This window comes from Staphylococcus caeli (genome assembly GCF_900097965.1).
In the GTDB taxonomy this organism is placed as follows: Bacteria; Bacillota; Bacilli; order Staphylococcales; family Staphylococcaceae; genus Staphylococcus; species Staphylococcus caeli.
Window position 1 is genome coordinate 240,202 of the sequence record NZ_FMPG01000003.1, and the last position, 23,581, is coordinate 263,782.

At 32.5% G+C, this 23,581-nt stretch carries 24 protein-coding genes and 1 pseudogene; 10 read left to right on the forward strand and 15 right to left on the reverse strand.

Translation table 11 applies throughout. The annotated features are described in order from the left end of the window. Positions 1 to 10: 10 nt before the first annotated feature. Positions 11 to 484 carry an SRPBCC family protein gene (locus BJS11_RS05980; protein WP_069995544.1) on the reverse strand — a complete coding sequence of 158 codons (474 nt, stop codon included), beginning with the start codon at positions 482 to 484 and terminating at the stop codon, positions 11 to 13. Then, a complete protein-coding gene (locus BJS11_RS05985; protein WP_245167080.1) occupies positions 485 to 1,102 on the reverse strand; it encodes a helix-hairpin-helix domain-containing protein in 618 nt (205 codons plus the stop codon). A 135-nt stretch (positions 1,103 to 1,237) separates the two neighbouring features. Between BJS11_RS05985 and BJS11_RS05990 the strand changes: the two genes are divergently transcribed. Both BJS11_RS05990 and BJS11_RS05995 read left to right on the forward strand, forming a co-directional pair. Next, a complete protein-coding gene (locus BJS11_RS05990) occupies positions 1,238 to 1,576 on the forward strand; it encodes a PadR family transcriptional regulator (protein WP_069995543.1) in 339 nt (112 codons plus the stop codon). After that, positions 1,566 to 2,345 carry a hypothetical protein gene (locus BJS11_RS05995; protein ID WP_069995542.1) on the forward strand — a complete coding sequence of 260 codons (780 nt, stop codon included), beginning with the start codon at positions 1,566 to 1,568 and terminating at the stop codon, positions 2,343 to 2,345. Before BJS11_RS05990 ends, BJS11_RS05995 begins: the two co-directional genes overlap by 11 nt. A gap of 69 nt (positions 2,346 to 2,414) precedes the next feature. Here the strand turns inward: BJS11_RS05995 and BJS11_RS06000 are convergent, their stop codons facing one another. The 4 genes from BJS11_RS06000 to BJS11_RS06015 form a co-directional block, all read right to left on the reverse strand. After that, positions 2,415 to 2,930: a YceI family protein gene (locus BJS11_RS06000; protein ID WP_069995541.1), complete on the reverse strand. Its 516-nt coding sequence runs from the start codon at positions 2,928 to 2,930 to the stop codon at positions 2,415 to 2,417. A 180-nt stretch (positions 2,931 to 3,110) separates the two neighbouring features. Beyond that, positions 3,111 to 4,661, reverse strand: coding sequence for a zinc ABC transporter substrate-binding lipoprotein AdcA (gene adcA, locus BJS11_RS06005; RefSeq protein WP_069995540.1), 1,551 nt, complete (start codon positions 4,659 to 4,661; stop codon positions 3,111 to 3,113). Between the two features lie 162 nt (positions 4,662 to 4,823). Further along, entirely contained in the window at positions 4,824 to 5,432 is a 609-nt protein-coding gene (locus tag BJS11_RS06010; RefSeq protein ID WP_069995539.1) for a DsbA family protein, read from the reverse strand. A 35-nt stretch (positions 5,433 to 5,467) separates the two neighbouring features. Further along, on the reverse strand, positions 5,468 to 5,836 hold the full coding sequence (locus tag BJS11_RS06015; protein ID WP_069995538.1) for a cystatin-like fold lipoprotein: 369 nt from the start codon (positions 5,834 to 5,836) through the stop codon (positions 5,468 to 5,470). A gap of 264 nt (positions 5,837 to 6,100) precedes the next feature. On the opposite strand from BJS11_RS06015, the pseudogene BJS11_RS06020 reads away from it, so the two are divergent. After that, positions 6,101 to 7,332: pseudogene (locus BJS11_RS06020) on the forward strand (aminoacyltransferase). A gap of 105 nt (positions 7,333 to 7,437) precedes the next feature. On the opposite strand, the gene BJS11_RS06025 reads toward BJS11_RS06020, so the two are convergent. Then, a complete protein-coding gene (locus BJS11_RS06025; protein ID WP_069995537.1) occupies positions 7,438 to 8,901 on the reverse strand; it encodes an MDR family MFS transporter in 1,464 nt (487 codons plus the stop codon). A 235-nt stretch (positions 8,902 to 9,136) separates the two neighbouring features. On the opposite strand from BJS11_RS06025, the gene BJS11_RS13580 reads away from it, so the two are divergent. Beyond that, the gene (locus BJS11_RS13580) at positions 9,137 to 9,241 is read left to right on the forward strand and encodes a putative metal homeostasis protein (protein ID WP_017722768.1); all 105 of its coding nucleotides are present in this window, start codon (positions 9,137 to 9,139) and stop codon (positions 9,239 to 9,241) included. Positions 9,242 to 9,413: 172 nt separating this feature from the next. On the opposite strand, the gene BJS11_RS06030 is transcribed toward BJS11_RS13580, so the two are convergent. Further along, on the reverse strand, positions 9,414 to 10,100 hold the full coding sequence (locus BJS11_RS06030; RefSeq protein WP_069995536.1) for a 2,3-diphosphoglycerate-dependent phosphoglycerate mutase: 687 nt from the start codon (positions 10,098 to 10,100) through the stop codon (positions 9,414 to 9,416). A 364-nt stretch (positions 10,101 to 10,464) separates the two neighbouring features. On the opposite strand from BJS11_RS06030, the gene BJS11_RS06035 reads away from it, so the two are divergent. Next, complete coding sequence (locus tag BJS11_RS06035; protein WP_069995535.1) at positions 10,465 to 10,824, forward strand: aggregation-promoting factor C-terminal-like domain-containing protein; 360 nt, start codon at positions 10,465 to 10,467, stop codon at positions 10,822 to 10,824. A gap of 263 nt (positions 10,825 to 11,087) precedes the next feature. Here BJS11_RS06035 and BJS11_RS06040 read toward each other — a convergent pair whose 3' ends face one another. Together BJS11_RS06040 and BJS11_RS06045 are read right to left on the reverse strand one after the other, a co-directional pair. Continuing rightward, positions 11,088 to 11,957, reverse strand: coding sequence for a cation diffusion facilitator family transporter (locus BJS11_RS06040; protein ID WP_069995534.1), 870 nt, complete (start codon positions 11,955 to 11,957; stop codon positions 11,088 to 11,090). Between the two features lie 379 nt (positions 11,958 to 12,336). Further along, entirely contained in the window at positions 12,337 to 12,717 is a 381-nt protein-coding gene (locus BJS11_RS06045; RefSeq protein ID WP_069995533.1) for a GtrA family protein, read from the reverse strand. Positions 12,718 to 13,012: 295 nt separating this feature from the next. Here BJS11_RS06045 and tcaB point away from each other — a divergent pair, with 295 nt between their 5' ends. Beyond that, positions 13,013 to 14,215 (forward strand): putative multidrug effflux MFS transporter TcaB, encoded by a 1,203-nt coding sequence (tcaB, locus tag BJS11_RS06050; protein WP_069995532.1) that lies wholly within the window; start codon positions 13,013 to 13,015, stop codon positions 14,213 to 14,215. Positions 14,216 to 14,993: 778 nt separating this feature from the next. Here tcaB and BJS11_RS06055 read toward each other — a convergent pair. After that, positions 14,994 to 15,458 (reverse strand): GyrI-like domain-containing protein, encoded by a 465-nt coding sequence (locus BJS11_RS06055; protein ID WP_069995531.1) that lies wholly within the window; start codon positions 15,456 to 15,458, stop codon positions 14,994 to 14,996. 175 nt (positions 15,459 to 15,633) lie between these two features. On the opposite strand from BJS11_RS06055, the gene BJS11_RS06060 reads away from it, so the two are divergent. Continuing rightward, positions 15,634 to 16,260 (forward strand): C39 family peptidase, encoded by a 627-nt coding sequence (locus BJS11_RS06060; RefSeq protein ID WP_069995530.1) that lies wholly within the window; start codon positions 15,634 to 15,636, stop codon positions 16,258 to 16,260. A gap of 15 nt (positions 16,261 to 16,275) precedes the next feature. Here BJS11_RS06060 and BJS11_RS06065 read toward each other — a convergent pair whose 3' ends face one another. Further along, complete coding sequence (locus BJS11_RS06065; RefSeq protein ID WP_069995529.1) at positions 16,276 to 17,085, reverse strand: putative phosphoesterase; 810 nt, start codon at positions 17,083 to 17,085, stop codon at positions 16,276 to 16,278. A 185-nt stretch (positions 17,086 to 17,270) separates the two neighbouring features. Between BJS11_RS06065 and BJS11_RS06070 the strand changes: the two genes are divergently transcribed. The 3 genes from BJS11_RS06070 to BJS11_RS06080 all read left to right on the forward strand — a co-directional run bounded on the left by BJS11_RS06070 (position 17,271) and on the right by BJS11_RS06080 (position 20,971). Then, positions 17,271 to 19,295, forward strand: coding sequence for a cation:proton antiporter (locus BJS11_RS06070; RefSeq protein WP_069995528.1), 2,025 nt, complete (start codon positions 17,271 to 17,273; stop codon positions 19,293 to 19,295). Between the two features lie 178 nt (positions 19,296 to 19,473). Beyond that, on the forward strand, positions 19,474 to 20,289 hold the full coding sequence (yidC, locus tag BJS11_RS06075; RefSeq protein ID WP_069995527.1) for a membrane protein insertase YidC: 816 nt from the start codon (positions 19,474 to 19,476) through the stop codon (positions 20,287 to 20,289). Positions 20,290 to 20,470: 181 nt separating this feature from the next. After that, positions 20,471 to 20,971, forward strand: coding sequence for a GNAT family N-acetyltransferase (locus tag BJS11_RS06080; protein ID WP_069995526.1), 501 nt, complete (start codon positions 20,471 to 20,473; stop codon positions 20,969 to 20,971). A gap of 73 nt (positions 20,972 to 21,044) precedes the next feature. Here the strand turns inward: BJS11_RS06080 and pcp are convergent, their stop codons facing one another. From pcp to BJS11_RS06095, 3 genes are read right to left on the reverse strand one after another with little or no spacing between them, the layout of a single operon-like run. After that, positions 21,045 to 21,686, reverse strand: coding sequence for a pyroglutamyl-peptidase I (gene pcp / locus BJS11_RS06085; RefSeq protein ID WP_069995525.1), 642 nt, complete (start codon positions 21,684 to 21,686; stop codon positions 21,045 to 21,047). Positions 21,687 to 21,717: 31 nt separating this feature from the next. After that, complete coding sequence (locus BJS11_RS06090; RefSeq protein WP_069995524.1) at positions 21,718 to 22,644, reverse strand: DUF979 domain-containing protein; 927 nt, start codon at positions 22,642 to 22,644, stop codon at positions 21,718 to 21,720. Beyond that, positions 22,637 to 23,341 (reverse strand): DUF969 domain-containing protein, encoded by a 705-nt coding sequence (locus BJS11_RS06095; RefSeq protein WP_069995523.1) that lies wholly within the window; start codon positions 23,339 to 23,341, stop codon positions 22,637 to 22,639. Before BJS11_RS06095 ends, BJS11_RS06090 begins: the two co-directional genes overlap by 8 nt. Between the last annotated feature and the right edge of the window lie 240 nt (positions 23,342 to 23,581).

Sequence of the window (23,581 nt, forward strand, 5' to 3'; positions counted from 1 at the left end):
TTTGACTTTTCTAGTGACTTGCCAATAAGCTTTCTAAATTGTCAAAGGTACTATTCATACCCGCTTCAACACCCATATCTAATAGTTGTTGCGCTGCTTTTGCATCTGGTAATTCAGCAATAGCATTTAATGTAGTTGTGCCATCTTCATTTGGTTCTAGTTGAATTGTATTATGCATGCCTGCCATTTTACTGTCTATGTTACCTTCTTTATCTGCAAAATAATCATTGTAGTCTATTAATTTCGGCTTAGTTACTTCATTATATTGAGTGATAGTATAGCTTGTACCTTGAGGTGCGCGAATTGCAAAAAATGCTTTTCCTCCAGTTCTTACATCGAATTCATATACTTCTGTAGTAGCGCCTTGAGGATGAAACCATGCTTCAAATAGTGATTGTTCTGTGTATGCCTCGAATATTTTTTCCGCTGTTGCGTTAAATTCTCTTGTGAAAATGATTTTATTTTCTTCTACTTGTACACTCATTTAAAATTCTCCTTCATCCATGATGACATATGATGTAATATATTTTATTTTTGCATCTTTCCGATGACTTTCAAATTCAAACACATCTGAGAAATAGACAATCGAGCCGTTTTCTGCAGTTTGTGTACCATGGATTGCACCACTTTTACCATGAGAAATATTTGCTTTCACTTCAATTGAAGCAATATTCGTTTGGTGTTCAGTTAATTCTTGAACCAATGCATCAAAACCTTCTATTTTGAATGCTCCAGCAACTTCCCAAACTACATCTTCACTCAAGACTGTTCGCAGTTTATCTTCATCTATGAGTGCTGAGTTAATAAGAAAAGTCAACATATTTTCCCTTTTTGGTGCATTATCGCACGACAAATCTCCTGTAAGTTGAAAGGGTACCTCTATATCTGTTTCACCTTTAAAATTCATATTTTTTGCCTTCAGAGCGTCTTCCAAAATACCAATCGCTTTCGGACCAACTCCGTGGATGCCAAGTAATGACGTACGATCATATTTTGACACTGCCTCTAAACTAGTGACGCCTATATTATTAAGTGCATTTGTCGCTGGTTTCCCTATTTTAGGTAAGCTCGTTGTCATATCATCATCTCCTTCTTTATCCATACTATACCCAAATTACAATGCAGTTAATAGTTAAATATAAGCTTGATATTCACGGATGTGTGTGACTGGAGTTCGGTTGACGAGAAATGTAATTTATACTATCTTATATTATAAGATAGTTAGGAGATGGATGCCTTGTCAGTTTCAAGCCAAATGATGAAAGGTCTATTAGATGGCGCAATTTTAGGTCTTATTGCCCAAGGAGAAACGTATGGTTACGAGATACTAGATAAACTAAAAGCACAGCAATTTCCTGAAATTAGTGATGGTAGTATTTATCCGGTGTTATTGCGTTTGAATAAGAAGGGTTATATTATTTCCTACACCAAAAAATCAAGTACAGGTGGTCCAAAGCGCAAATATTATACAATCACAGCTGATGGAAAAAGTGAATTAGCACAGTTTAAATCTAAATGGCATGACTTAAATAGCGGTATGAATAATTTAATGAGGAGTGTTAATCATGTTGAGTAACAAAGCCGAAGATTTTTTATTAAAGCTGAGAATTGAATTATTATTTCGTGGAAAAGATGAAGCTGATATTAATGCGATAGAAGAAGAATTGCGCGACCATATAACTACTGCCGAATCTAAAGGTGATAATATTGATGAGTTATTAAACACACCGATTAAAACATATGCAGATACATTTTCAAAAGAACTCAAACTCACCCAAGGTATGTATAAGTATATCGGTTATATTATTTCATTTATGCTCCTCATGGCTATTATTCCAAGAATGTTAGATAATTCATTTCAATTAACTTTAGCCTTGATTTTATATATTATTTTCATCTTTGTAGGTTCGCTTTTCGCAACCCTATTTTTAGTAAAAAAAGTATTATTAAAATGGGGCGATAGCAAAATTACCTATACTATCGTCGGATGTGTGTCCGTAATTACTTTTGGAATCTTTATACTATGTGAGTTTTTAGTGCGTGATCATCCTATCTTCACTTTATGGAGACCGTCTGAAAATGTAAATTTCATTATTGGCATCTCCCTACTTGTAGTGACAATCATCGCTTGCTTCTTACTTAAGCAAAAATATTTTGCATTTATCATATTACTAATTAGTCTACCAAATCTAATTGGTAAGTTATTCGTGGGCGGCGATTATACCAATAAAAACTTTTTACTAGTATCATCTATCATACTTATAGTTATCTCTTGGGGATTTATCATTACGCTTTTAGTACAATATTGGCGTGACAAAAAATCAAATAACTCAACAGATTCATAGGAAATGGGAGCTCAACAATTGTTGAGCTCCCATTATTTGTATTTCATTATAACTATTTGTAGGTGAATTTTAACCTTCTAATGCAAACTCTAAGCTCACTTGGAACTTCACATCTTTACCAATCATAACGCCGCCAGTTTCCAATGCTTGGTTGAAAGTAATACCGTATTTTTCACGATTAATTGAACCATTTACTACAAAGCCTGCAGTCGTCGCACCATTCATTGGGTTTTTACTTTGTCCTTCATATGATAAGTCGAATGTTTCTTCGTTCGTAACACCTTTAATTGTAACGTTGCCTGTAATTGATTTTTCATCTGCTTTTGTAATTTCAAATTTAATTTCTGGATGATTGGCTACATCTAAGAAATCTTCGCCACGTAAATGCGCATCACGATCACCGATGCGTGTATCAATTGAATTTGCATCAATTGTAAAGTTGCCTCGTATTGAATTTAAATCTTCTATGTCACCCTCAATATTTGCATTAAAATCTGTAAATCTACCTTTAATATTAGAAATCATTAAATGTTTCACTGAAAATTCCACAACTGAGTGTGCTGGATCAAAATTGAATTTTGTCATTTAAAATCTACCTCCAAAGTATCTTTAAGTCTTTTGATACACTTATTATATCAAGTATACAAAATATATCAATGAAAATGTTTCACTCTTTAACTACATATATTTTATTCCCTTATTCTATAAATGTATTCATGTGAATCTTATAGATTTGAAGAAGTTAATATTAATGACTTTACTAATTTAATGTGCCATCATTTCTTCTTTAATACCTTTACCATCTAAGTTAGCTGGATAATATGTTGGCCAATTATCTAGTTCTTTCAATACTTTCTTTTTGTCATTCCCCATAAATATATGGAAGTGTTCTGACTTCTTAGGTGCAATATTATGATCACTAAATTGTACATATTTTGGTAATCCTTCTTGCCCATTATCTTTTAATTTAAAAGTGTATCTAACACCTCTGTTACCTTTTTCATATTTTAAAATATCTTTGCCATCGTAAATGTATTTCCCTGTAATTTTTTTGCCATCTTTTTCAAATGTTATCGTATCATTTTCAATTTTAATGTGATTGATATCTGTTTTATAACCTTTATCATAATAAGCTTTATATGCTTTCTCAGACATCGAATCATCCTCTTCTGCTTTATGTTTCATAACATCATCAAGCGTGCCATCTTTTAAATAAGGATATACAGACTGCCAATTTCCTTTATAATCAGCTAAATTTCTATCCTTCACTTGTGAATCTTTAAAATAACCATCTGATATTGCCTTGTCATATTTTGAATTTTCTTTGCTATGGTCATTAATTTTATGTTCATCACTAAGCGCCTTGTCAATATTCGTAATATTTTGCTTCATCAATGATTGATAAGTTATTTTGTGATTTTGTTGCTGCGCTTTATTTAATGATTCCATATTGTAGAATTTTAAAGGTTTTGCATCTGTTTCTTTACGAATCGTTTCCGTTACCTTATTCGATACATTATCTTCATATAAAATGTATTTTGCTCCTGAATCTTTAATCTCTTTTACAATCTTAGTTAAGGCTTTTTGCGAAGGATCCTCTGCATTCATGTTTTGTACCCCTTTTTGTACAAATCCATATCTTTCAGCTAAATATCCAATAGATTCATGTGAAATAAATACCGTATTGTCTTGTTTATCTTTCGTAATATCTGTCATTTGTTTATCAATTTTTTCAAGATCTTTATTTAATTTTTGATAATTCTTCTCATATTCTGCTTTATGTTTAGGATCTTTCTTTACTAATTCATCTTTGATTGCCTTTGCAAATGTTTGATCAAACTTAGGATCTAACCAAACGTGCGGATCATAACCACCATGATGATGGTGTGCTTCTTCACTATGTTCATGTGATTCTTCGTCATGACTATGTTGATCTGTTAATAATTGTGATTTATCTAATTTGTCTTCAAGTGATAATTTTTTATCATCTTGTTTTATTGTTGCTGCTACCTTTTTGGCTACGGGATCTAGGTTATCACCTGTATATAAAAATAAATCAGCCTTTGAAGCATTAATAATATCTTTTTGTGTTGGTTCATAACTATGTAAATCTGTCTTTGCTGGATAAATAGACGAAACTTCAACATGTTTCCCGCCAATTTGTTCTGCAAATGATTTTAACGGAAAAACAGTTGTATTAATTTTAATTTTCTTGCCATCGTTGCTCCCCGATTTATCTTTATCTGTATTACCACAGCCTGCTAAAACGACAATAAGTGCTACAGTGATTATAAGTAAGTATGTCATTCTCTTCATTATGTAATCCCCCTAAATAGTAATTGTTACGATTTATTATTATAGTCCTACTTTTAACAAAACGCAATAGTATAACCGAGTTTTTTAGAATTTATTTCGATTTGTATCTACACATAAAAAAATCCTAAAACATAGGCTTTATATGTTTTAGGACTTTTTTACTTAAAGATGTTTATCAATTTTCTTCTTATATTGTTTAAAATCATACGGATCTTCTAATTTGTCACCGTGTATATAAACTGTCGGTGCAGTTTTCACATGATTGTCTTTGTATTGTTGTTGATCTTTTTGTGCAGCTTTCCATGATTTACTATCTTTTTTCTTATAATCTGCTTTAATCTGAGCTTTAACTGATGACGATATCGATAACTTATCTATTTGTTTATCTACTAGTTTTTTATTTATCCATGCTTTTTCTGAATCCGGTTGTTGTTCAAACATAAGTCGTTGAAATTCCAAAAACTGTTTTGGTGCATAATGTTGAATCGCATGACCTGCTCTTGAACCAATAATACTGTCATCACCTAAAAAAGCCATATTCACAAATTGATAATCAATTTTGTTTGTATCAATATACTCTTTTTTTAAATTTGGCATGACTTTGGTTTCCACTTTTTTACAGTAAGGACATTTAAAATCACCATACATAATTACTTTTATTCTGCCTTGACCATCCTTCTTGTCTGCTTTATGTACTTCTGTATCGTTTGAGCAGGCTGTTGCTATAATAACCAATACTAACAATAATATAAATGAGCATTGTTTCTTCATAATTTTTTTAAGTTCACCCTCTTGTTGTCACTGATCTATGATTCAATATCCATATTCTCTTCTTTATAATCAGGTTTATGTTTCTGTGCATATCCTTTAGCTTTAAAATCTTTAATATATTGTGCTTTACCATCTTTAAATTTATAAGTGTAATGATGTACTTCTGCATCATCTTTGATAGGTTTGTACGCAATCATTACGTATTTCCCTTTATCAAAAACATATATATTGGAATTCTTTTTCTCAAATTTGCGTTCAACGTCACCTTTATGTTCTTTTGCTAAATGTTTTTGATATTTCTCTTGTTTCTTCACAGCTTTATCTATTTTATCTGTATATTTACCACTGCTACATCCAGCAATAACAAGTGTAGCAACCGCAATCAGCGCGATTAGTTTTTTCATTATTCAATTCACTCCTAAAACTAAAATCATTTCAATACATTATTCCTGTAAATCATATCATACACTGATTAATCCGAATGTACTATACTAATTTTAATAATTGCCTTCAAAATATATAAGCGTCTCTAATTTTACTTATAAATAAGTATTATGTTTTCTATTACATAATTCATGGTATTTAATGTTGACTTTGATATACTGTTTATACACGTTACTCAATTTAATTTCAAAATAAAATCTTGCCATTTAAGGAGGCAAAAACACATGTTATTTGTGAATCTTACCCCTGAAGAATTTCAGCAATTCACACAAACACACTTTTCTCACTATACACAAACGCGTATCAACTATGACGCCCAACATCAAGCGCACCTATTAGGTGTTAAAGATGAACAAGGTAAGGTTATAGCTGCCGGTATGTTTACCGAAGCACGTGCATTAAAATATTTTAAATACTTTTATAGCCAACGTGGCCCAATTCTCGATTATAACAACATCGCGCTAGTAAATTTTTATTTCAAATCATTAACAGATTACTTAAAAAAAATAATTGTCTTTATGTATTACTTGATCCATATATTTTAGAGAATTTAAGAAATGCAGATGGTGAAATTATTGAAAGTTATGATAATCGCATGCTTATCAGTACCTTAGAACAACTAGGCTATCAACATCAAGGTTATCCTGTAGGTTATTCTAAATCGAGCCAAATCCGTTGGTTATCTGTTTTAGATTTAAAAGGAAAATCTGAGCAACAACTGTTAAAAGAAATGGATTATCAAACACGCCGTAATATCAAGCGTACTGACGAAATGGGCGTGAAAGTAAGACAATTACCAATTGAAGAAACAGATCGTTTTTTCAAATTATTTAAAATGGCTGAAGAAAAGCATGGGTTTAGCTTCCGTGATGAACCTTATTTCAAGCAATTGCAAAGAGATTACCAAGGGTATGCTTCACTACAATTAGCTTATATTGATTTGAATGAATATATAAATGGTCTTCAACAAAAATTAGATGACTTAAACAATCAGATGCAAGATGTTGAAACTGCATTAGCAGAGAGTCCTAATTCTAAAAAACAAAAAACTAAACAAACACAACTTAATCAACAACTTACGAGTACCCAACGTAAAATCGATGACACGCGTGAAACAATCGCAACAGATGGTGCTATCCTTGACCTTGCTGCTGCAATTTATATTTATAATGATTACGAAGTTTACTACTTATCTAGTGGTTCAAATCCAAAATATAATGCCTATATGGGTGCCTATAAATTACAATGGGAAATGATTAAATTTGCTAAAGACCATAATATTGATCGCTATAACTTCTATGGTATTACAGGTGACTTTAGTGAAGATGCAATTGACTACGGCGTACAACAATTCAAAAAAGGATTTAATGCGCACGTTGAAGAATATATTGGCGACTTTGTAAAACCAATTAAACCGTTACTATATAAAGCAGGTGAAATTTCAGGTAAATTATAATAATTAAGCATGTATCATTAAAACAAGTACACAACATAAACAAAAATAGCACTCAGATGATTGGATTCAATTCATCTGAGTGCTTATTCTCATTTTAATATTATTTTATTCTGGTGTTTGTGCTTGTGTTTGCTCTTGTTCTTGCTCTATTTTCCGTTTACTTTTAAGCATAAATACACTGATTAAACTAATAACTGAAATACTCACTGCAAACCAGAAAGCAGCATGATAACCACTTAGTAATGCTTCGTGTTGGATTTGCATTGCCATTTCTTTTTTACTCATGCCTTTATAATCACTCATATTTGGAGTGAAATCCTTAGCAACTTGACTCATGATTGTAATAAGTCCTGCTGTACCTATAGATGCAGAAATTTGTTGCACCGTATTCGTCATTGAAGAACCATGCGCATTCATCTCACGTGATAGTTGATTCATCGTATGCGTCATTAATGGCATTAAGCCAAGTGCAATACCTATCATACGAATCGCATAAACAGTTGCTAATATTACAGAAGATGTGTGCTCATCCATAAAGATAAAGTATGAACTTGTTACGACAACGATTAACATTCCAATAAATGCTAATATTTTCGCACCATACTTTTCATATAATATTCCTGATACAACCGACATAACCCCCATTACAATCGCACCTGGTAATAGAATAAGACCAGACTGTAAAGCTGTATCTTTCATTATATTTTGTACAAACATAGGCAATACCGTTTCAGAACCAATCATTGCAATCATTGTGAAAGCCATAATAACAATACCTACTGCGAATTGACTATTTTTAAATACTGAAAAATCAAGTAGTGGTGTTTTAAGACGTGTTTGTCTGAAAATAAATATCACAACTAAAATGATTCCGCCAATAACAGTTGTCAATACGACTGGGTCGTTCCAGCCATCTCTTGAAATTGAACTTGTACCATATAACAAGCCACCGAAACCTAGTACTGACAATACAATTGATAATATATCAATCGGTGTCTTTCTATTTGTCCCGACATTTTTAACAAACTTGAGTGAAGCAATAAAAGTTATTGCAGCAATTGGGGCTACTACGTGGAATAGCGAACGCCAATCAAAGTACTCTACTAAATATCCTGACAGTGTTGGTCCAATAGCTGGTGCTAAACCAATTACTAAACCAAATGTCCCCATATATTTCCCACGTTCATGTGGTTCAAAGATATCTAATATTGTCGTCATCATTAATGGCATCATAATACCAGAACCTAAGGCCTGAACAATTCTTGCACTTAATAGTACACTAAAGTTCGGACTAAAGCCTGCAATAATCGTCCCAATAAAGAAGATGAAAATAGCAGTTAAAAACACTTGTCGTGTTGAATATCGCTGAATCACCATTGCAGATAGTGGTACTACAACACCATTTGTTAACAAGAATGCTGTCGTTAACCATTGTACTTGTGTGTAATCTATATCAAAGTCTTTCATAATGCTTGGTAATGCCGTTGTTAACAGTGTTTCATTTAAAAGTCCAAAAAAGCCGCCAAACAACATCATCAAGATCATAATTATTTTTGTTTTTTGAGTCATGTTACTCTCCTATTTACGCTTAGTCTATATTACTTAATTTTGTCGCATTTATGCATTATACATTTATTTCCATATCTTGACATTAAAATTACTTAAAAATATTGTATTTTTTACAATAATTACGCGAAATTTAATACTAAGGTTAATGTAAAGGTTTTAAATCGTAATAATTACTATTTACTTTTCTGTTCTTCTCCTTCATAATATTTTTTATAAAATAAAGGAGGTTATCAAGATGAAACTAGACTTACAAACTGCACGCAGAAACTTAAATAGCCCAAATATTAAAACAAGAAAGCGCGCACGTAAAATTATTCAACAACATAAACGCAACAAATAATGTAACAGTTTTTTACTGTAATTAAAAAGCGATTATTGATAGGCTTACCTTTGCTACAATAAATAAAATACTTTATTTAATATCCCATATTTTTAACAAATAAAATGGAGACTGGACAAAATACATGTCGCAGTCTCCATTATTGTTTTACTAGTTTGTGTTACTGTCTCGTTTACAAATAATATTTATCAATTACTTTTAAGTCATCTGTTAATTCATAAATCAATGGTGCTCCTGTTTTAATCTCATAACTAATAATATCTTCATCAGATACGTCTTCGAGATATTTGATAAGCGCACGTAAAGAGTTTCCATGTGCTGAAACGAGTACTGTTTTTCCGTCTAACAATTGTTGTGAAATTTGGTCATTCCAATATGGTATTACTCTTACTAATGTATCTTTCAAACTTTCAGATTCTGGCATCACACGACGATCGATATGTTCATATTTGCGATCATTTAAATAACCATCTCTTTGTTTTTCACTCTGTTTTGGAGGTGCAATATCATATGAGCGTCTCCAAATATGTACTTGTTCTTCTCCGAATTGTTCTCGTGCATCGTCTTTATTTAAACCTTGGAGTCCACCATAATGTCTTTCGTTTAGTCTCCATGATTTTATAATTGGAATAAATAATTGATCTGATTCATTTAATAAATGATATGTTGTTTTAATCGCACGTGCAAGCAATGATGTATAGACAATATCTATTTCAATACCCTGTGCCTTTAGTTTTTGACCAGACGTAATCGCTTCGTTTTCACCTTGTTCTGATAAATCGACATCTGCCCAACCTGTAAATAGGTTCTCAGCATTCCATACACTTTGACCATGTCTACATAAAATTAATTTTGGCATTGTATTCCTTCTTTCATTAATTAAAATTTTTACTAATATTTACAGAAATATTACGAGTACCCAGAACATCAATCATTCAAATAAATCTAGATATCATCGAATTTCTATCATATGTATATATTTAAATACATTAAAATTATAACAATTTACACCTGGTTTTGAAATAAATGTCTTCTATTGTTCATAAAAGATACTTTATTTTTATTTTTCTGTAACCTATGCCCTGTTTTTGAGTGTTATAGTTGTAAACGTTGAATTTGAGAAAAGCAAATAAGGAATTAAAAACAAAACATGGCCAAATACATGGCGACCTGAATTAACAATATCAATTTTACAGGTTAATCAATTAGGAGGATTTTTAACAATGAAAAAATTATTAATTGCATCTTTCGCATCGATTACAATTGCAGCAACAGGATTAGGTGTTAGCTCAAACGCACCAACAGCTGATGCAGCAGAAACGCAATCAAACAATGACGTATATAGCCAATTCATCGAAGCTGGTGGCACAAAAGCATTATGGGATAACATCGTAATGCCTGAATCAAGTGGTAACCCAGACGCTGTTAACGAATTAGGCTATAGAGGATTAGGTCAAACGAAAGAAGCTTGGGGTACTGGATCTGTAGAAGAACAAACAAAAGGTATGATTAAATACGCTGAAGAGCGTTATGGTTCAATTGATGCAGCAATTGATTTCCGTTTAGCTAATGGCTGGTGGTAAGCACAAACCGCTTCATATCATTTATAGTATAAATTAGGGAATGGGACAGAAATCTATTTCTCTAATAAAGATTTCGTAATCCCCCCCGGCAAGGATGACTAGGGTTGAAATGTTTACCTGAGCTGAAGCTCATGCATAAGTCTCACTAACTTAATGAATTAAGCAGTGAGACTTTATATTTTCAATTCAGTCATCTACTGCCTAATTTGATAAGCGCCTGAGACATCTATTTATGTCCCAAGCGCTTTTTATTTTCTGAAATTTTATTGTATAGATGCAGGCTCTGGATGTACATAAACAGAAGAAATCCCTTTGCCATGCATATGATTTTCTACTTTATCACAAATATGATGTGCGTCTTCAAGTGTTAAATATGAATCTACAACGATAGTCACATCAACGAATATACTACTTCCATGATAACGACCTTTAATAGACTGAACATCAATCACTTCGTCTATTTTTAAAATATCATTCTTATAATCTTCTAATTCTTGTTCGTTGAATCCATCACTCAATGTGAAGATAGATTCTCTAAATATACCAAAGCCCGTGTAAATAATTAACAGACCTAACACTGTAGCCAGTACAGTATCTAAAATAGGTAACCCTAGCTGAGTAAATACTAAACCAATTGCAGTACCAATACTAACTAATGCATCTGACAAATTATCTTTAGCTGCTGAGTTTAATGAGCTACTATTTGTACGTTTAGCTAACTTTTGATTAATAAAGAACACAAGTAGCATGATAATACCACTGATAATACTGACATAGATTGTTATAGCATTAGGCGTTGCATGCTCATTTGAAAAGATTTTAGGAAAGTTTTCAATTACAACTTGAATCCCCACAAACATAATAATGAAAGACACGAGTAATGTTGAAATATTTTCTGACTTGAGATGCCCATATGGATGATTTTTGTCTGCAGGTTTAATTGAGATCTTCAATCCAACAATTACTGCTAACGATACAATAATATCAGTCATATTATTTAAACTATCTGCACGTACTGCTGCTGAATCATAGACATAGCCTACGATGAATTTTAAAATAGAGAGAATGATATAAACTACTAAACTTAAATATGCACCTTTTTGTGCTAATTTTAAATTTTCATTTTGTGTCATGTTCTATGCCACCTTAATTGGTATTGGACTATATATTATGAACCATCGCAAACCTACTTACAACATTTTTTATTTTAAAATTATTTAATATTTTTATTTTAATTATTTATTTAGCCATACCTAAAAAAGATCTGAATAGTTATCTAAAATTCAAAAATGGGCGTGGGACAGAAATCCATTTCTCTAATAAAGATTTCGTAGTCCCACCCCGGCAAGGATGACTAGGGTTGAAATGTTTACCTGAGCTGACGCTCATGCATAAGTCTCACTAACTTAATAAATTAAAGCAGTGAGACTTTATATTTTCAATTCAGTCATCTACTGCCTAATTTGATAAGAGCCTGAAACATCTATTTATGTCCCAGGCTCTTATCAAAATTCAGTCTTTCAATAAATATTTGGACAATACAAAGGTTATCGGAATTGTAATAATCAAACCCGCAAAAGGTGCGATTACCGATGATATATGGAACCACTGAACAAATACATATAACAACAAGGTCTGCATTCCCATATTAACCACTTGCGTCAATGGGAATTTAATAAATTTTCTTAGAGTTGGCGTTACTTTATAAACAAAATAACAGTTCAAATAGTAGGAAATAATAAAACTTATTATAAACCCACTAATATGACTAACTAAATAATTTATACCTAACAGCTTTAACAAAATTAAATAAACAATATAGTAATTTAAGGTGTTAATCCCGCCTACAATTATAAATTTGATTACTTCGTATTGGGTTTTACTTAAAGTCATTTTCTTACTCCTTCATTTATTAATCCAATTATGTATCATTACTATCTGACAAAACGACTCTGAATCTACGGTCGTTTCATATAAAGTCGTTTTCATAATATTACATACACATAACTCTATTTTTTATCTATCACAATATATAATACATATCAAAGTATTATCGCGCTACAAATTTCACATTACTGCTATATATTTTTGCCATTGCATTTATAATTTCGTGTGCGATAATAATTGAGTTACTATAAATAAATTACATATAAAAACTTATATAAATGAAAATAAAGGAGTACTTCTCATGGACAAAACTTCTAATCGCCAACTACCGGTAATGGTCATTATAATGTTGGGCATTATGACAACGTTTGGACCTTTAACTATAGATATGTATGTCCCTTCATTACCAAGTGTTCAAAGTGATTTTGGAACGACGACTTCTCAAGTACAACTCACACTTTCATTTGCGATGATTGGTTTAGCAATTGGGCAATTTATTTTCGGACCCTTATCGGATGCCTATGGTCGTAAAAAAATGGCACTAATCATTATCTCACTCTATGTTATTGCATCACTAGTAGCTGTATTTACTACATCTTTATCTATTTTATTAGTGATTCGCCTTATCCAAGGTTTAACTGGTGGTGGTGCTATCGTCATTGCTAAAGCTTCTATCGGAGATAAACATAAAGGGAAAACCTTAGCCAAAGGGCTCGCTTCCCTACTTGTAGTCAATGGCATCATCACAATTATTGCTCCATTAGTAGGTGGATATGCTTTAAGCATCGCTAACTGGCAAGCAATATTTCTTATTTTAACTATTGTTAGCTTGGCAATTTTGATATTTGCCTTCTTAAAAATGGAAGAAACACGAAGTACAGAACTTGCTAAACTTAATTTCTCAGCAATTTTTAAAGACTTTGGCTATTTATTAAAGAAACCAGCATTTGTCATCCCTATGATATTACAAGGCCTTACGTACGTCATGTTATTTAGTTTTGCTTCGGCTGCACCCTTTATCACTCAAAAAATCTATGACATGACGCCGCAACAATTTAGTATTTTATTTGCAATTAATGGTATTGGTCTTATCATCATGAGCCAGCTAACTGCATTTCTAGTTGAATATATCAATCGATACGTATTACTTATTTGCCTAACAGTAATTCAACTTATTGGAGTTGTACTCATTTGTTTCGCACTCGTTTTACACTTGCCAATATGGGTTTTAGTCATTGCATTTTTCTTGAATGTTTGTCCAGTCACAGGTATAGGACCGCTTAGTTTTACATTAGCTATGGAGTCTCGTACTGGAGGAAGTGGTAATGCTTCAAGTTTACTCGGCCTTTTCCAATTTATCTTAGGTGGGATGATGTCCCCACTTGTTGGCTTAAAAGGTGAATACAGTATCATGCCATACATTATTATTTTATGCATAACTGCTATTTTAATTGTCATTCTAGAAATTTTATTAAAATCCGTAATATTGAAAAAAACAACATAAAATCAAAAAAGTGATCAGATAGTCTAATATTCCGTATCTGATCACTTTTATTATTTAAATCATATGTGAGCTATTTTTTAAATATTGTCATTTTCTATCATTCCTTGTACTTTGCCTAGTTTACTTAAAAAAACATATAGTATAATTATTTCATAAAACATAGAAGCCTATTAATCATATGTCAGTCATTCTCAGCTGTTAAACCTGTAATGATTTGAGGTGATAATATATGATGATCATAATAAATTTAGATATTTATGTCCCTATATCTTTATGTGTTGTGGGTACTATGTACTTAACAGTCATCTTATCTAAAAACACAAAAAAATAGCCCTCGTTACGGCAATAACGAGAGCACCCAAAATAGGCTGTAATGATTAACATATGTTGAGTTTCAGAGCTCACTAATATGTTGCTATGTTTTTACACCTAGTTAGTTAGCCATAATCAAACTAAGTGTTTTTCTTTGTCTAATTTTAGAAAAGCATGTTGAAACAACACGTTTTCTTAATGTAATAATACCATTTATTGTAATGCGATTCAATAAAAAATGATGCTATAGACAGAAAATAGCAGTGTTCAAAAATCACATTTTCTCATAGTGCATTTCGTCATCTAACCCTCGAAAAAGATGACTTAGATCGATAAATTCACCTGAACTGGAGCTCATGTATAAGCCTTACTAACTTAATGATTTAAGCTCTTAGACTGTACATTTTTAATGCAGTCAGCTACTGCCTAATTACACAATATTTTTTTATCTCAGCCTCGCACGGTTTTAAACGATAGGCAACCATATTTCAGTGACATAATCGTCTTCTCTGATTTGACCATCTTTATAAAACTCAAAAAACGGAGCATGTCGTATTTCATATTCCAGATTTGGTAAAATGTCTCGATTAATCGTTTGCATCGCTTTTTTAATAGATTCTGGTACAGGTCCAACTGCATCAAAGACGAGATAACGGCCGCCTACTAATGCTATTTGATTCCAATTTGCATCACTGGCTTCACTTGTGACACCTATTAAATAATGCATTTCTCCATTTTCATGTGGTTCGCAAACGCCAAGTAAACCAGGTAGTTGGTTGTTTCCTAGTTGAATGAGTTGTTCTTTTTTACCACTTTCATCAAATGCCATCCAAAACATAAAAATATTTTCTTGCGCCTTTTGACCTGTCGCATATGCTTTCTTTTCCCCAATAACAGACAATGTTGGCAACGTTTCTATTCTATATTCCATATGTGTCTCCATTCCTCTTTTTTGCTATTATAACCAATATGCATTCATAATATCTATTTTAAAAGATTGTTTTTATATTTAAGCATCTTAATAGGCAAGCGTTAAAAATAGATATATAATAATAACACTTAAATGTGCTCAACTATTTTCGAGCAAGAAGAATTAGGAGAACATCATGACATCAAATATATTATCTGTGAAGCCAATCAGCCAATTATTTCCTATCCCCATGATTATGGGATGTGAAGGTGTTTCTGCAGCCATGATTTTACAATTTAATGATCATAAAATACCTGCCACACAAATTATGAAGCATTGGCCAAAGCATAAAAACAATCCATATAAAGGCTATGTAGGCCACCACTTATTCATTAAATTAGGGCATCATCAAACGATATTCCCAACGGCGCTTGTGCCTCATCTTAAGCACTATACACCTCACATCGTCGACAGTACTGGTCAATCATTAGCTGAACTTTGTGACATTATCGATCAAGGTCAACCCGTAGTCATTTATCATACTGTATTAGGTAAAAGACCTTATCGCCGCACATATAAATTGGATAATGAACCTATGCAACTCGTATCAAATACCCATGTTACCGTGTTCGTTGGTTACGATGACACACATTACTATTACATTGATCCACTTTGGTCGCATTTAGGAAAATCAATTGTCCTCCCTGCGCTAGTGCCAAACAAATATCAATTAATTAAAATTGAAAAACACAAACTTGAACAAAGTTATGATGCACCTGGTCGTTTAAGTTTCCATATTCAAGGTACAACATCACACTCATAAAAATAAAACCATGCATTATATTTCGATGGTATATAATGCATGGTTCATTTCTTGGATAATTTGATTAGAACGCCACTCACGCTGATATCCTAAGCATGGACAAATGTATGTAATACCTGCTTCCTCAAATACATTTCGAAAGTGTACATGTCCCATAATGCTATATTGAATTGGGTATTCATGATAAATTTCTTTGAAATCTGAAGTACCGATAAACGCATTAAAATAATCAAATATTCTGTGCGGCATAGGCACTGCAAATTTTGGATGTGTCACAATATGTGTCATCAAGATAACTTTTTTATCTTTTACTTGGTCTAAATCTTTACGTGTTTGACTTGCTGCAATTTCTGATAATTTTCGGTCATCCATAGGCCAATCGATTTTCACTTTATCTTGCCACGTTGCACCATAATATTTTCTACGTTCGAGTCGTTCGAGAGAAAACTCTGAACTTGCATAAGTGTAATCGTACCAACCTGTATTCCCTACAATCGCCCATGCATCATTAATATGATACGGTTTCCCGATGAGGCAAGCATCCATGTGCATGTAATATTTTAAAATTTCCGCTGAAGTGATATCTGTATCCTCTGACCAAAAGTCATGATTTCCAGGTATAAAACGCACATCAACATGTGCCGTTGTTTCAACTGCTTCGATAAACTGATGCGTCAATTGATAATGGTTCGATATATCTCCTGCTATCAACAATAATTCTATTTCTCTTTGATTTAATACTTCTACTAAGCCTGCCACATAATCATCAGGTCTTAACGACTTATGTCTATCTATATGTAAATCTGATATGACACCTATTTTCATTTTAATCACTTTCCTCTTTAAGCTTAACAAGGTTATTATGACATATTTAAAACTGAGCATCGAAATAATTCGCCTACATAATAAAAATACAGAGCACATTATATTTCGTCATACTAAATTTATTACTATCTATGCTTTTTGTATAATGGTAATATAAAATAACTAAAATGAATCAAGGAGTATGTATGTTATTACTAGAAGCATTTTTAATTTTTATAATTGCGGTTATTATCAGCTCAATTATACATAACAAATTCCCTAAAATACCCATGGCATTTGTTCAAATTGGATTAGGTGTCTGCCTTTATGTCTTACCGATACCGATACAGTTTGAATTTGATTCAGAAGTATTCATGATGGCAGTCATAGCGCCTTTATTATTTGTTGAAGGTACACATGTTTCCAGAGCGAAATTATTAGAATACCGTAAACCTATTATTTTAATGGCGATGGCGCTTGTTTTTACAACAGTAATTGGTGTCGGTTATTTTATAGGATGGATTTGGCCTGACTTACCAATGCCTGCCGCTTTCGCTATCGCTGCAATCTTATGTCCTACTGATGCAGTTGCTGTACAAGCCATAACAAAAGGTAAAATTTTACCTAAAGGGGCACTTTCGATTCTTGAAGGCGAATCGCTCTTAAATGATGCAGCAGGGATTATATCTTTTAAAATTGCAGTAACTGCGCTCGTTACTGGTGCATTTTCTGCATTCGATGCAATTGAACAGTTCATCATTTCAACAATCTTAGGCATTTTAATCGGTGCTATTTTTGGATTTATCATTGTCCGTTTACGCATTTATCTATCAATGAATAAAGGGCTTAAAGATAGTAATACAATGATTTTCATACAATTACTCACACCATTTGCCGTTTATTTTATCGCTGAAATACTACATGCTTCAGGCATTATTGCTGTCGTTATTGCAGGGCTAATTCATGGCTTTGAACGTGATCGACTGATTCGTGCACAAACTGAGTTACAGATGAATTATAATCAAATATGGCGTACACTTAGCTACGTTTTAAATGGATTTGTATTTGTCGTATTAGGTTATATTATTCCTAAAGTTGTTTCTGAAATTGTAAAACAAGAACCCGAAAATATTAAATTCTTAATTATTACTACAATACTCATTGCACTAGCCATTTATGTTTTCCGATTTATCTGGGTATTTATTTTATTCAAACAGTTCTACTATCCAAATAATATTCAGTCCTATCTTAATGATGCACAGGAACCAGCACCCAGACGCGTGCATTATGCATTTATTATGACGATGTGTGGTATTCATGGCACAATTTCATTGTCTATGGCTTTAACCTTACCAACTCTTCTAGCACAACAACAACCATTTGCTTTTAAAAATGATTTATTATTTATCGCATCTTTAATGGTGATTATCAGTTTAGTGGTGGCACAAATTATCTTGCCATTGATTACACCTTCTGAGAATCGTGTAACTTCAAGTTCTATGAGTTATGCTGCGGCAAAACTTTACATTGTGCAAAATGTCATTAAGCATTTTAAAGAAAAATCTAAAGAACAAACATCAGAAAATTATAATTCCGTTATTTCTGATTACTTTGATGAATTATCCTTTTTACTGCAAATGACTCCAGAAGATAAAAATACAAAAGAGTTACATAGACTTGAAGAAATTGCTACTGCGGAAGAAACTGAAACACTTGAACGTTTAGTAGATCAAAAAAAAGTAAATCGCCAAACCATTTTAAATTATCGCTCAGCACTTGAAACTTCTAAACAGTTTAAAGAATCGACGATTATCCATAAGCTGAAAATGGTTATTAAAATGCTCATTTTAAGGCTTAGAGCTAAAAAGCATGTATCTTCATCAGAAATAAAAGACTTCAAATCAAATTTCCAAGAAGTTACTAAAGTCATGCGTATCGTTCATCACAATGTTGCATTGCGCATTAAAACTGAACAAACTAAAGATAATGTGTTAGAAGTAAGTGCGGTGTTAAACCAATATTACAATAGACTGCATAAAGTCAGAAAACATCGTAATCAGCGTCATCAAACACCTGCTGCTAAAGCTATCGAACACAAATTTGAAGCGCTATACATGCAAAGAGCCATACTTGATAAACTCATTAAACACAATAAAATTGATACTGACATAGCTAGTCAAGTACGTGAAAATATAAACTATAATGAAATAATTTTAGCCAAAAAACAATAAATAACCTTAAATCTCATACATTTGTCAACGGTATTTTGGACAGATGCTTTGGGATTTTTTCTTTTTACATCTAATAAATGTAAATAATATTATAAATATTTATTTAAAAATGCTTAAAGACAACATTCAATTGTGTTAAAGTTATATTTATTAAACGTTTAATTGGAGGAAATTTATCATGCGTTGGAGATGGCTTATCGTCTTATTGATTCCTATATTTTTAACTGCTTGCGACCAATCACAAACACAAGTGAGCAATGTCTTCAATGCTATCTTTGTAGGTCCAATAGACTTGTTACTGCATGGACTAGGCCGTCTATATGGCGAAAATTACGGACTAGCAATTATTACGATTGTGTTGATTATCAGAGTCTTTTTACTGCCTTTTATGGTTATACAGGTTAAAAATATGCACATGATGCGTGAAAAAACAAAAATTGTAAAACCACAAATCGATAACCTAAAAGAAAAAATTAAAAATGCTGAAACACAAGAGGAAAAACTTGAAGCCAATAAGGATTTAATGGCTACATATAAACAATATGATATCAATCCACTAAAAAATGTCATTGGGTGTTTACCGATTTTAATTCAATTACCGATTTTATATGGACTAATTATTACGTTGAAGTTTCCAAGCGGCGGTGGTATAGAAGCATATCCTAATTTTTTATGGTTTGATTTAACAGAACCTAATCTTTGGATATCATTAATCGCAGCAATTGTTTATTTTTTCCAACCATTTGTAAACGCAATTCATTACCCAAAAGATCAACGCAAAACACATTATGTGTTAATGATATTATCACCCATTTTTATAACTTATATTTCATTACATTCTGCCTCAGCATTAGGTCTGTATTGGACTGTCGGTGGTTTGTTCTTGATTATTCAAATGCATTTTGCACATGCTTATTACGGAAAACTTGCACGATCTGAAGCTCAAAAATTACAAGACCATTTGAATACTACAGCACCCTCTCAAGAAGTTTAAAATTTAATGATAATATTGCTTAATCATGCATATCTCTATTTTTGGTCAAACATTAAATCATCTACTTTAATGCTTGACCATTTTTCTTTTATTAATACATATTATTTAAAATTGAAAAATTTCTTTTTCAAAAATAATGATGATATAATACTATTAATTTAGTATGTAAAGGGGGCATTCTATGGAATTTACAATCAGACCTCTTACTGAGGAAGACAGACAAGGTAAAGCACGTGTTCACTATAAAAGTTGGTTAAAAACGTACAATCATATTGCAGTAAACGATTACTTAGAGAATCTAGATAAAGCACAATTTATCCAAAAGTCCTCACTTCATAATCTTCCTACACTGGTAGCTACAGTCAATCACGAAATTGTAGGATTTATAACCTATGGAAAGACTAAAATTGAATCTGACTCCGATGATTGGAGCGAAATTTATGCATTGTATCTTTTAGAAGCCTATCAGAAGCACATGATTGGATATGCACTTACTCAGCGCGCCTTAGAATTGTCATACCCAGACAATGTCACGTTATGGGTTGTAGAAGAAAATACACAAGCTATTCAATTCTATGAACAAATTGGTTTTAAAAAAACGGCACAGAAGCAGCCCACATTTTTTGGTAAAACATACCAAGAAGTACGTATGGATTTTATCCGTACAGAACATGATAACTAAACATAGAGAAACAAAAGAACCTGAGACCATTTAGAGTCCCAGGTTCTTACTTTTTTGAGCTGTATTTTGAGAATTAATGTGTTTCTCCTAAAGCAACTTTGATATCATCATCATATTCAACAATTGCTTCTAAAGCTGCCAATAACCCTTTGACAATTGTGTCAATCGACATAGAGGGTTTTTCAGGTTTGTCAGTGACCTGTTCTGGAATAAACGGCACATGAATAAAACCAAATTTAATATATGAAAATTGTGTTGCCTGTAAGTAGCCTAATTGATATAAAATATGGTTGCAGACAAACGTTCCCGCAGTATTTGATAACCGTGCTGGCACTCCACACTTTTTCATAGCTTCTGTCATACGTTTCACAGGTAAATTTGAAAAATAAGCCGCTTCTCCCGCTTGTTGAATAGGTTCATCTATAGGTTGATTGCCTTCATTATCTGGAATACGAGCATCATCGATATTAATACCTACGCGCTCTGGTGTAATTTCATATCTGCCACCCACTTGTCCAATTGCTAACACAATATCATATTGAGATTGTTGTAAATGTGTCTGTATGACATCCTTACTTTTATGAAAAACTGTAGGTATTTCTAGCTTTTTAATCTCATGCCCAGCAATCTCATTAGGTAATAATTTTACCGCTTCCAATGCTGGATTAATTTTTTCGCCACCAAATGGATCAAAACCAGTCACTAAAATTCTCATCTATAAATGGCCTCCTTTTTCTATTATCTATTTAAAATGCCCAAACATACATCAACCCGATATGTACTAAAATCATAATAATCGCAATTGGTGCCTGTGCTTTAATTACACCAAATTCTTTTTTCATTTCTAATAATGCCACTGGTAACGTGTTGAAATTTGCTGCCATCGGTGTTAACAATGTTCCACAAAAGCCACCTGTCATCGCTAAAGCTCCGGCTATAACAGGGTCTCCACCTTGTGCAATCACAAATGGAATACCTATACTAGCTGTTATCACTGTAAATGCTGCAAATGCATTACCCATAAGCATTGTAAACAATACCATACCTAAAATATAAGCTGTAGCGCCTATTAAATGATTTCCTTCTGGCAAGATGCTTGAAATCCCTTTAGAAATAACATCGCCAACACCACTTACGGTAAATAATACACCAAGTGCTGCTAAGAATTGAGGTAATATACCTACTGTCCCAATTTGTTGTGTTAAACGGTCACTATCATATAAAACGTATTTCAGCTTAGGTTTTATTACAATATAAGCTGCAATAAGTCCGAGTATAGAAGAAACACCTAATCCAATAGCGCCACCTAAAGGCGTCCAGTTTGATACAGCAATTGCAGATACTGCTAGGATAACAGCTGGAATAAATAATTTATTGCCATATTTTTGTGCACCTTGTTCTCCTTCTTGTTCCGTTACATCTATGATATTTTTAATCGCAACTTGTTTAAATAATGTAAGTGCGCCCATCATTAAAATAAAAATACCGTTTATAACATTGGGTATGTACGGACCAATCATAAATGTTGCTGCGAGAAGTATCCAAAACAAAGCCGTTCCATATTTTTTTTGATGTGAAGATGACTTTAAAATGCGCAATGCAGTATGAAGCAATTGTATTCCTATTAAAATATAAAATAATTCTAAAATATTATTTAAAACTGCTTCACTCATCTTGTTTCACCTGCTTTGCGCTATACTTTTTATCTAAATATTTATCGAATCTAATATTATTAATCCAAACAATGACTAGCACAATCAAAGCTATTGGTACAGAAGCTAATACGAGTTGTACCGCGTCAACCTTGATGCCTAGGGATTGAAATGTTCCGACCATAAGTAAGATGCCAGCAGCTCCCACAAACAAATTTTGACCAAAGAAATTACCATAATTTTCCATAGCAGATGCTTGTGCCTTAATTTTTTCAACGTCTTCTGGATCTACTTCCTCATCTTTCAAGTTATAACGCGTTTTTAATGCACCTTGCACCATCGGATTAATTAACGGGCGTACAAATTGAGGGTGTCCCCCAATACGAATAGAAGCAACCCCAGCGATTTCTCTAATAACTAAATAAATCGTCAGTAATCTACCACTCGTTACACTTTTCACTTTACCAATCATATTAGATGCTTGCTTTTTCAAACCAAATCTTTCAATTAAACCAACCATTGGTAACGTTAAAATAAATAAAGTGACTAAACGATTATCCACAAATGCTTTCCCTAATGTGTCTAAAATCGCATATAAATTTAGACCTGACACGAGTCCAGTTACAACTGCTGCTACTAAAATAACTGCGATTGTATCCATTTTAAATAAGAATCCTAAAATAATAATTAATATTCCGATTAATTTTAACCATTCCATAAAAAATCCCTCCTCATAATTATATTATAAGTATGCATTTTTAAAATACAATGAATTTTCAGAAAATAAAACTTTATAGTTACACTTATAAATAAAAAGGAGCGAAACATAAGGCTCTTTGTCAATAACGGTTGGTCTATAAAAAATGAATATATTTGATGCATCAAGCAACTTTTGAATGTTGCTTGATGTGTTTTTTATGTTCAGAGACAAATAATCTAGAAATTATAAGTATTCTAT

What these genes read in the sequence shown, in the direction of transcription:
- BJS11_RS06090 (WP_069995524.1), bottom strand. Translation starts at nt 22,644, where the DNA reads ATGAGTGAAGCAGTTTTAAATAATATTTTAGAATTATTTTATATTTTA.
- BJS11_RS06045 (WP_069995533.1), bottom strand. Translation starts at nt 12,717, where the DNA reads ATGACTTTAAGTAAAACCCAATACGAAGTAATCAAATTTATAATTGTA.
- BJS11_RS06080 (WP_069995526.1), top strand. Translation starts at nt 20,471, where the DNA reads ATGGAATTTACAATCAGACCTCTTACTGAGGAAGACAGACAAGGTAAA.
- BJS11_RS05995 (WP_069995542.1), top strand. Translation starts at nt 1,566, where the DNA reads ATGTTGAGTAACAAAGCCGAAGATTTTTTATTAAAGCTGAGAATTGAA.
- tcaB (WP_069995532.1), top strand. Translation starts at nt 13,013, where the DNA reads ATGGACAAAACTTCTAATCGCCAACTACCGGTAATGGTCATTATAATG.
- BJS11_RS05985 (WP_245167080.1), bottom strand. Translation starts at nt 1,102, where the DNA reads ATGGATAAAGAAGGAGATGATGATATGACAACGAGCTTACCTAAAATA.
- BJS11_RS06040 (WP_069995534.1), bottom strand. Translation starts at nt 11,957, where the DNA reads ATGACACAAAATGAAAATTTAAAATTAGCACAAAAAGGTGCATATTTA.
- BJS11_RS06010 (WP_069995539.1), bottom strand. Translation starts at nt 5,432, where the DNA reads ATGAAGAAACAATGCTCATTTATATTATTGTTAGTATTGGTTATTATA.
- BJS11_RS06065 (WP_069995529.1), bottom strand. Translation starts at nt 17,085, where the DNA reads ATGAAAATAGGTGTCATATCAGATTTACATATAGATAGACATAAGTCG.
- yidC (WP_069995527.1), top strand. Translation starts at nt 19,474, where the DNA reads ATGCGTTGGAGATGGCTTATCGTCTTATTGATTCCTATATTTTTAACT.
- BJS11_RS06030 (WP_069995536.1), bottom strand. Translation starts at nt 10,100, where the DNA reads ATGCCAAAATTAATTTTATGTAGACATGGTCAAAGTGTATGGAATGCT.
- adcA (WP_069995540.1), bottom strand. Translation starts at nt 4,661, where the DNA reads ATGAAGAGAATGACATACTTACTTATAATCACTGTAGCACTTATTGTC.
- BJS11_RS06025 (WP_069995537.1), bottom strand. Translation starts at nt 8,901, where the DNA reads ATGACTCAAAAAACAAAAATAATTATGATCTTGATGATGTTGTTTGGC.
- BJS11_RS05980 (WP_069995544.1), bottom strand. Translation starts at nt 484, where the DNA reads ATGAGTGTACAAGTAGAAGAAAATAAAATCATTTTCACAAGAGAATTT.
- BJS11_RS06095 (WP_069995523.1), bottom strand. Translation starts at nt 23,341, where the DNA reads ATGGAATGGTTAAAATTAATCGGAATATTAATTATTATTTTAGGATTC.
- BJS11_RS06000 (WP_069995541.1), bottom strand. Translation starts at nt 2,930, where the DNA reads ATGACAAAATTCAATTTTGATCCAGCACACTCAGTTGTGGAATTTTCA.
- BJS11_RS06070 (WP_069995528.1), top strand. Translation starts at nt 17,271, where the DNA reads ATGTTATTACTAGAAGCATTTTTAATTTTTATAATTGCGGTTATTATC.
- pcp (WP_069995525.1), bottom strand. Translation starts at nt 21,686, where the DNA reads ATGAGAATTTTAGTGACTGGTTTTGATCCATTTGGTGGCGAAAAAATT.
- BJS11_RS13580 (WP_017722768.1), top strand. Translation starts at nt 9,137, where the DNA reads ATGAAACTAGACTTACAAACTGCACGCAGAAACTTAAATAGCCCAAAT.
- BJS11_RS06055 (WP_069995531.1), bottom strand. Translation starts at nt 15,458, where the DNA reads ATGGAATATAGAATAGAAACGTTGCCAACATTGTCTGTTATTGGGGAA.
- BJS11_RS06060 (WP_069995530.1), top strand. Translation starts at nt 15,634, where the DNA reads ATGACATCAAATATATTATCTGTGAAGCCAATCAGCCAATTATTTCCT.
- BJS11_RS06015 (WP_069995538.1), bottom strand. Translation starts at nt 5,836, where the DNA reads ATGAAAAAACTAATCGCGCTGATTGCGGTTGCTACACTTGTTATTGCT.
- BJS11_RS06035 (WP_069995535.1), top strand. Translation starts at nt 10,465, where the DNA reads ATGAAAAAATTATTAATTGCATCTTTCGCATCGATTACAATTGCAGCA.